Genomic DNA, 5863 nt, shown 5'->3' on the forward strand with positions numbered 1-5863 from the left:
CGGGTTGACGGCCGGACCGGCGGTGTCCTTGTAAGGATCGCCCACGGTGTCACCCGTGACGGCGGATTGATGGGCGAAGCTGCCCTTCCCACCGTGATTTCCTTCTTCAATGAACTTTTTCGCATTGTCCCAGGCTCCCCCGGCGCTGGTCATCGCGATGCCGACAAACAAACCGGTCACGATGGTTCCGATTAGAACACCGCCCAGAGCCTCCATGCCCACGTAGGCCATGCCGACCACGAAAATCAGCGGCAGCAGGGCCGGCAGGATCATCTGCTTCAGAGCCGCGCTGGTCACGATGCTGACGCACTGGCCGTAATCTGGAATGTCGGTGCCAGTCAGGATGCCCGGCTTGGCTGCGATCTGGCGGCGCACTTCCAGCACCACGGCTCCCGCCGCGCTGCCCACGGCGCTCATGCAGTAGGCGGTGAAGATGAAGGGCAGCAGGCCGCCGATGAACATGCCGATCACGACTTTGTGATTCATCAGGTCAAAGCTGACCTTGTGGCCGACAAAGGCCTGGAGGTCCTCGACATAGCTGCCGAACAACACCATCGCGGCCAGACCGGCGCTGGCGATGGCGTAGCCCTTCGTCACTGCCTTCATCGTGTTGCCCACGGCGTCGAGCTCGTCCGTGATCTTGCGCACGTCCTCAGGCAGCCCGGACATCACGGCGATGCCGCCTGCGTTGTCGGTGATCGGACCGAAGGCATCCAGCGAGATGATGATGCCCGACAGCGACAGCATGGACACCACCGCGATGGCAATGCCATACAGCCCGGCGAGATCGTAGCAGCACCAGATCGATGCCGCGATGGCCAGCACCGGAAGCAGGGTGGCGTGGTGGCCGATGCTGATGCCCGCGATGATGTTGGTGGCATGGCCGGTCTCGGAGGCCTTCGCAATCAACTGCACCGGCTTGTGATGCGTGCTGGTGTAGTAATTCGTGATCCACACGACAAGCAGCGTCATGAGCAGACCGATGCCGGCGCAGTAAAAGAGGCTGCTGCTGGCGATGCCCCTGCCAGCGATCGTCACGGACGCGCCAAAGATCGAATTCGTGGCCCACCAGAACAGCGCCGCGGCGATCACACCGGAAACCGCCACGCCGCACACCAGCGCGGTGGTCGGCTTCTGTTTCACGTAGTTCACCCAGCCGATGCCGATGAGTGAGGCGATGATCGACAGGCCGCACAGCACGAAGGGATAAATCACCGCCGCATCCGTTCCGACGGTCAGGTGGCCGACCAGCACGCCGCCGATCAAGCTGACGGCATAGGTTTCAAACACGTCCGCCGCCATGCCGGCGCAGTCACCCACGTTGTCGCCAACGTTGTCGGCGATGGTGGCCGGATTACGTGGGTCGTCCTCATTGAGGTTCTGCTCGTTTTTGCCGACGAGGTCAGCACCCACGTCCGCCGCCTTTGTATAAATGCCGCCACCCAGACGGGCGAAGACGCTGATGAGCGAGCTGCCGAGCGCCAGGCCGACCAGCGAGTCGATCGCATGCTTCGCATTCTCCGTGCTGCCTTTGACGATGAGGTAAAACACGCCGACGGACAGCAACCCGAGCGCCACCACCAGCAGACCGGTGACCGCGCCGCCGTTGAAGGCGACCTGCAAGGCTCCATGGCTGCTCTTCGAGGCCGCCTGCGCCGTGCGCACGTTCGCACGCACCGCGATCATCATGCCGATGTAGCCGGCCGCCAGGGAGCAAACCGCGCCCACCACGAATCCGGCGGCCGTGACACCATCACGCAGATACCAGATCGCTGCGAGGATCACCAGCGCGATGGCGCTGACAGCCATCACCTGCTTGTTCAGATAAGCCTTGGCCCCTTCCTGGATGGCACCCGCGATGGCGGCCATCTTCTCATTGCCAGCATCGGCACCCACGATCTTGCGGATCAGGATCAAGGCGAACACAAGTCCGACGACGGCCAGCGTGATCGCGAGCGCGATTCCATTGTTAAGAAGGAAGGAGGAAGGCATGCTTGCTTTAGGAGTAAGAAGTGGTTGGTCGGGGCGGGAAAAGCCGGAGATCGTAGCAAGTCGCAATTTGGAGGCAAGAACTTGCTCAAGTTTTAAACATCCTCCGCCATGGACCGCCCGGAACCGCCGGACACTGCCAGCCGCCACCGCGCCGTGATGCGATTCATGGGCAAACCAACGCCATCATGAAGACATCCCGCAGTTCCACCAGCCGTCAGAGCAAACAGGACGCCACAACCCGGCCCCGCCCGGACATTCGCGATGATCTCGACAGCCGCAGCCACAAAGACGACGGCTATCGGGGTGACAAAAGCAAAAAGGGCGACCGCTCACCTGTGAAGAAGACCGGACAGTGAGGAGCCCGTCGGCATGGAGCCCAGGGCTTCGTTGTCGAAGTCTGCCATTTTCCGCAGCCGCATGCCATCGGGGATAGAGATTCAAACCTCCGGGCGTCATACATGACCCCGTTTTGAAGCTCACCAACACGCACAAATCGTCCCACCGCCTCCGCATGGTCGTCGCCATGCTTTGCCTCGGTCCCGTTGCCATCCACGCGGAGGACAAGGAACTCGCCGAGATGCAAGCGGCGGCTCAAAAAGCCTTCAAACAGCACGTCGAGAAGTTCGTGGCCAAGTACTGCGTCGAATGCCACGCGGACCGGCCGAAAGCGGGGCTCAACTTGCGCGTCGCCGTGCGCAAGCCGGGTGATCCGGCTTTTGCCCGGAAGTGGATGGAGGCCATCGCGAATGTGAATGCGCACGACATGCCGCCTGAGGATGCCGACCAGCCCACCGACGAGGAACGGGCTCGCTTTCTCGATGCGCTGGCGCAGATCAAATACCTCGCCGCCCGCGATCCCGGGCCGTTTGTCATCCGCCGGCTCACGAAGGTCGAGTATGGGAACACGCTGCACGATTTCCTCGGCGTTGATGCGGCTATCGCGAAGGAATTGCCCGATGAAGTGCCCGGCGAAGGCTATCTCAACTCGCTCTCGCCGATGCAGACCGAGCAGTATCTCGGCATCGCGAATGCCGCGCTTCAGCAAATGCCCGCGCAGGCGCAAAAGCGGCTGTTTGGAGCCAAAGAGGCGGATGCGCGAGAGGTGGCGCAAAAACTTGCTCGCACCGCTTACCGCCGTCCGCCCACCGACGACGAACTCGACGTGCTGGTGAAGGTTTTCGACCTCGGAACGGCCAACAAGCTCGACCGCAACGCCGCGCTTCGTCTGATGCTCAAAGCGGTGCTCGTCTCGCCGCAGTTTCTCTTCATCACACCGTCCAAAGACGCGCCGACGGGCGAAAAGATCGTGCCGCTGGATGATTACCAGCTCGCCAGCCGCCTTTCGTATCTTCTTTGGGCCACCATGCCGGATGAGGAGCTCTCAAAGCTCGCCGACGAAGGCAAACTGCACGAGCCCGAGGTGCTCAAAGCGCAAACCAAGCGACTTTTGGCCGACAAACGCTCGCGGGCGCTGTTTGATGGCTTTGGAGCGCAGTGGCTCGGAACGGCGGAGTTGAAGGACAAGACCTTCGATGCGCAAAAATTCCCCCAAATGACGCCTGAACTGCGCACGGCGATGTATGACGAGGCACGGCTCTTTTTTGAAAGCATCGTGCGCGAGAACCGCAGCGTCGTCAGCTTCGTGAACAGCGATTACACCTTCCTCAATGGCACGCTCGCAAAGATCTACGACCTCGGAAAGCAGATCACGGGCGACGCGATGGAGAAGGTGAAGCTCACCGACGCGAACCGCGGCGGCATCCTCGCCATGCCCGGCGTGCTCGCGACCACGTCCTTCGCCACACGCACCAGCGCCGTGAAACGCGGCGTGTGGGTGCTGGAGCAGGTGCTCGGTCAGCGTGTGCCACCCGCACCGCCGAACGTCCCTGCGCTCGAAAAGCAGGATCAAAAGAAAGTCGCCAATCTCACGCTTCGCCAGCGCACGGAGTTGCACCGTACCAACGCCGTATGCGCCAACTGCCACAAGATCCTCGACCCCATTGGCTTCGGCCTCGAAAACTTCGATGCCATCGGCCGCTGGCGTGACAAGGACGAATCCGGCGGCCCCATCGACGCCGTCGGCGAACTCCCCGGCGGCAAGCGTTTCTCCTCACCGAAGGAACTCAAAGCCCTCATCGCCGCCCGCGAGACCGATTTGACCCGCAATCTCACCGAAAAACTCCTCGCGTATGCGCTGTGCCGCCAGCTTGATGGCTACGACCACATCATCGTGGACCAGATGCTCCAAACCATCGCCAAGGACGGCCACAAGATGCAGACCCTCATCGCCGAGATCGTGACAAGCTATCCGTTTTTGAACCGTAGAGTCCAAGAGTAACCCTTTCGTCCCATGTCCACCCAACTTCTCAATCGCCGTGCTTGCCTCCGAGGCCTTGGAGCCTCGCTGGGGCTTCCTTTGCTCGAAACCATGGGCTGGGCGGATGCCGTCAAAGGCAAAACGGGCTACAAGCCGCCGGTGCGGCTCGGGTTCATGTACATGCCGCATGGGGTGATTATGGATCAGTTCTGGCCGAAATCGCCAGAGAGCTTCCTGAAGTCGCCGCCGCCTGCGCTGGAGTCGCTGCGGCCGATTTTGAACCAGTGCCTCATGGTGAAGGGCATCTCGGGTGTGCCCATCACGCCGTTTGGCAGCGCGCCGCATGCGCTGGAGCTTTCCACGTGGCTCACGGCTTCGCTGCCGAACGCGGCGAAGCGCAATCAGATTCACATCGCGATCTCGGCGGATCAGATCATGGCAAACTATATCGGTGGACTCACCGCGTTGCCTTCACTGGAACTCGCCACGATGCCGCAAACGCACAAGGAGAACCAGGAAGGGCTCAACGAAGGCTACTACTCGCACTGCAGCTTCCGCTCGCCCACGCAAGCGATGCCCGCGGAGATCAATCCGCGCAGTGTTTTGAACCGCTTGTTCGGCAAAACGGACCAAAGCGGCAAAACGGCCGCCACTGACCCGCTCGACCGCCAGATGCTCGACCTCGTCATCGGTGGCGCGAAGGATCTGCGACGCAAATTGCCACACGGCGACCAGCAGAAGCTCGATGAATACCTCGACAGCGTGCGCTCCGTCGAGCGCCGCATCGCCGCCATCGAGTATCGGCAGAAAGAGGCCGCGCTGGAGAAAGCGGGCGTCGCGTCGAGCAAACGCAAGGCCAGTGATTCACCGCCGATCGAAGTGAAGATCCCCGAGGGCGACAAGCGCAGCGAATACATGCAGGTCATGTGCGACCTCACCGTGCTCGCCTTCCAGACGGACACCACACGCGTCAGCACCTACATCGGCTCCACGCCGAATGGTGTCTCGTATCCCGAACTCGGCTTCAGCGACACGCATCACGGCCCCACGCATCACAACAACGAGGCTGAGAAGGTCCGCAAAGTCGCTGCCATCACGAAGTTCAACATCGACCAGTTCGCCTACATGGTGAAAAAGATGGCCGCCCTCCGCGAAGGCGACGGCACGCTGCTCGACAACTGCCTCATGATGTGGGGCAGCGGCCTCGAAGACGGCAACAAGCACACCCGCGAGAACCTCCCCTTCATCATCGCCGGCAAAGGCAGCGGCACGCTGAACACCGGCCGCTTCATCGACACCGTGAAAGGCAATCAAGGCGATCTGCTCACCACGCTCCTCGCGTGCAGCGGCGTCCCGTTGGATCGGCCTATTGGCATCGCGACGAAGGAGATCAAGGAGATGATGAAGGTGTGATCATCGTCACGGAGGTTGGAGTGCAGGCTTTAGCCGATCTGAAGGCTGTGAGACACTCGCGTCGGCTAAAGCCTAGTGGCTCATGTCATTAAAGTTGAAGGGTAAAGCCGCTTGAGCTTGATGCGTGCGTCCTGGGTGGTG

Annotated in this window: 4 protein-coding genes; 3 read left to right on the plus strand and 1 reads right to left on the minus strand. The window is 61.4% G+C overall.

The window, feature by feature from the left end; genetic code table 11:
- On the minus strand, positions 1-1992 hold a 1992-nt coding region (locus IAE77_RS00555; protein ID WP_294219705.1), incomplete at its 3' end, for a sodium-translocating pyrophosphatase.
- 185 nt (positions 1993-2177) lie between these two features.
- On the opposite strand from IAE77_RS00555, the gene IAE77_RS00560 reads away from it, so the two are divergent.
- The 3 genes from IAE77_RS00560 to IAE77_RS00570 all read left to right on the plus strand — a co-directional run bounded on the left by IAE77_RS00560 (position 2178) and on the right by IAE77_RS00570 (position 5722).
- A complete protein-coding gene (locus tag IAE77_RS00560; RefSeq protein ID WP_294219706.1) occupies positions 2178-2348 on the plus strand; it encodes a hypothetical protein in 171 nt (56 codons plus the stop codon).
- 113 nt (positions 2349-2461) lie between these two features.
- Positions 2462-4330: a DUF1592 domain-containing protein gene (locus IAE77_RS00565; RefSeq protein WP_294219707.1), complete on the plus strand. Its 1869-nt coding sequence runs from the start codon at positions 2462-2464 to the stop codon at positions 4328-4330.
- Between the two features lie 12 nt (positions 4331-4342).
- Entirely contained in the window at positions 4343-5722 is a 1380-nt protein-coding gene (locus IAE77_RS00570) for a DUF1552 domain-containing protein (RefSeq protein WP_294219708.1), read from the plus strand.
- The last annotated feature ends 141 nt before the right edge of the window (positions 5723-5863 follow it).

The sequence above is a fragment of the Prosthecobacter sp. genome (assembly GCF_014879935.1).
In the GTDB taxonomy this organism is placed as follows: domain Bacteria; phylum Verrucomicrobiota; class Verrucomicrobiia; order Verrucomicrobiales; family Verrucomicrobiaceae; genus Prosthecobacter.

Bases quoted from the DNA above. Each gene is read 5' to 3' on its own strand.
- IAE77_RS00560 (WP_294219706.1), top strand. From the start codon at position 2,178: ATGAAGACATCCCGCAGTTCCACCAGCCGTCAGAGCAAACAGGACGCC.
- IAE77_RS00570 (WP_294219708.1), top strand. From the start codon at position 4,343: ATGTCCACCCAACTTCTCAATCGCCGTGCTTGCCTCCGAGGCCTTGGA.